This window comes from Novipirellula herctigrandis (assembly GCA_007859835.1).
GTDB classification, from domain to species: Bacteria; Planctomycetota; Planctomycetia; order Pirellulales; family Pirellulaceae; genus Novipirellula_A; species Novipirellula_A herctigrandis.
Genome location: SJPJ01000001.1, coordinates 21,643 through 24,280, shown reverse-complemented (window position 1 = coordinate 24,280; position 2,638 = coordinate 21,643). Strand labels below are relative to the sequence as shown.

Sequence of the window (2,638 nt, the reverse complement as noted above, 5' to 3'; positions counted from 1 at the left end):
GTTGTGGACCAAACGGACGAAAAGGGATCATCAACAGCGCACCGATAGCAGAACACAAATCGCCCGGAGTGTGATAACGTCCGAAATCACGGGGATCGCCCCCAAGACGATCCATTGGCAAACGCGTCATGGCGATCTCCCGTGCATTTCATGGTTCGCCATCTGGTTGAGGTAAGTCAACACGCACCCAGCGACTCATAGCTGGACGGAATGAGGAATCAGGAAACAAATCCCTAACAACACGAAATACGACACCGATCGATCCATCGAGTGAAGTGGCGTCAAACGAGTTGTCCTCTTCGTTGTGCCAGGTGTGTGGGTCGTCGTTGATGATAACCTTACCATCAGTGCCAAGAATCCCCGACCAATCAACGTGCGCGTAGTAGGTCCCCCATTCCATTGGCCGACCTCGAATGATCGGAAATTGGTATTTCTTCGTGGGATTTGGAGCAGTCAGTTCGTCGTCAGCGAACAGCCATGGGTTGTCGATTGCGTAGATTACTGTCGAAAGAAAACGTTTCGCTTCGTCCAACGAGAAGTTCTTCCATTCTTCGTGGATCCACGATTTGTCCGCAAACCAACCGGATCGAAACCGTCTGCGTAACTCGCATCCGTCCTTGCGAACCGTAAACTCGATGACCTCTTCCGTCACAGTTGTGTAATCGCCGGAACGAAATGAAACTCTTGTCGTCCAGACATCTGGAATACGGATTTGATATTCGGGACACGCGGCGTGCTGAGGGCCGGCAATCGTGTTCCAACTGTCTGGGTAGCGTTTTCCGCAGTCAGGCAACTCATCAGCCAGCCGCTTGCCGTATCGCTGCCACCAGTCCTGCCACTTCGCGATCGAGGTCTGATAGTCTGCGTCGAAACTCTCAGCGGTCGGCGTGCCAGAGAAATCACACCGTGAAATGGTGCGAAGCTTGCTAACCACGATAACGCTCTCCCAACTACTCGGTCCCAGCGTCCGCGCGAAATTCAGAAGTTCGGGGAACTTGTTGAGCGACGGCGGGGAGTCAACGCATGCGTGGTTTGGTTTTGTATAGGAAAGAGGTTCGTCCCATTTTGAATTATCAGCAGACTGGCCCCATCTAACTGGTTCGTTGGCGTGTGCGCACAGGGTAAACGCAATGTACGTGACGCAAGCGAGAGGTCGCATGTATGTGCAAAACATGATTGGCGAACGTCACCGTTCACCGGGCCGCGGCAAACGACATTGATTTGAGAATCCGCGCGGCCGCGGCTTCCGTGTGCAACGGATGGTTATCCGTGGTGAATTTAGGTGGAAGGTGGAATGCCAGTTTACGTTCCAAAGCAAGACCGAGCAAGCCGATGGTAACAGGAGATTGCTCGCGCAAGCCATCAGGACGTTCCGTCGTCGAGCAACGAATGTCGCCCGAGCACGCCGATGGTCGGTGCGAGGAGGCTCGCGCAAGCCATCAGGAGATTGGAAGGTCGAACCAGAAAAGTTGTCCGAGGGAATGGTTCGTCGGGTATATCGTTTCACCGGCATCAGCCGCAAGCCAGTGTTGTGACGCCAAGGCCCAACACCAGCATACCGATCGGCGTTGATCGGATAACGTTACACATCACCGAGGACGCGCGAAAGATTTTCCATTGCCAAACCGCTCGGCTCGCGTCCTTCGGTGCATGTGATGGTTCGTCGATTATTGTATTGGAGGTCTTCCTCTACGGCCAACCGACGACCCCCGTCGCCGCCAGCAACCACGAAAACCCTCCGCAAATGCCGTAGGCCACGCCCAGAACGGTTGCGAAAGTATTGCGGTCGAAAGTTGCATGCACATGTACTAAATGCGGAAAGCCCCGAGCAACAATCCAGCACAACGCCAAAGTCGCAGCATTCCCACCAAGCACGTAGTAGTAGGTTCGTATCGGGTTCTCCACAGTGTAGAAATAGTCCGCGCATGGAAATGCAAACATGAGCGACGCAATTGCGGGCGCCAAAGAAATCGCGTATGTCGCAGCAACACGAATGCTGTGTGAGCTTGTGTCGGCGTGAGAACTTGGAGCTTCAGATTTCTGCGCCGCGTACGGGTTTGAACCGTCAACACGATTGTCAGTTTCTGCTTCAGTCATATCGATGCGATGGTGCAGACTTCCCCGTTCGACGAACGACCGCGATCAGCGGGCCGGGAAGGTTGACTTTCCATTCGTAGAACCATGCAAGCCCGGCTCCGTTGCATCGCATGGTTCGCCGCATTTCAGCCCCTGAGTCAACGATGCGAGTAAGGATCAGTCCGGTCTCGCAACGACGCCCCCAATGTATCCCCCGAGCACCGACGCAGCAAGGAAATAGACGATTGCGGACGTCACGAACAACCCTCGAGTAAGCAATCGTTCGTCAATGGCAGCAATAGGCCAGATAAGCAAATAAGCAACAATCCCGAATGGCACAACCGAGACGAGCGTCCAAAACGCCGACGACAGTGCACCGATCAACAATGCGATTTTCGACGGCGTCACGCGATACGCGGCAATCGGGCCGAGTGTGAATGGGAACGCGATTGGAATCAGCAGTGAATCGAAACGTGAGAGCGCAACGGCGACAGCAAAGAGCAGCGTGATAGTCAGAAGCGTTGCCGTTGAGTATTGCATGTGTTGCAAGCACGCTTCAGTC

3 protein-coding genes are annotated in these 2,638 nt (G+C 54.2%); all 3 read right to left on the bottom strand.

Annotated features, from left to right (window positions below; translation table 11 throughout):
- Positions 1–148 precede the first annotated feature (148 nt).
- Positions 149–934 (bottom strand): hypothetical protein, encoded by a 786-nt coding sequence (locus CA13_RS00085; RefSeq protein WP_146393649.1) that lies wholly within the window; start codon positions 932–934, stop codon positions 149–151.
- Positions 935–1,689: 755 nt separating this feature from the next.
- Entirely contained in the window at positions 1,690–2,097 is a 408-nt protein-coding gene (locus tag CA13_RS00080; protein ID WP_146393647.1) for a hypothetical protein, read from the bottom strand.
- Between the two features lie 156 nt (positions 2,098–2,253).
- The coding region (locus CA13_RS00075) for a hypothetical protein (protein ID WP_419193737.1) at positions 2,254–2,638 on the bottom strand (385 nt) is incomplete at its 5' end.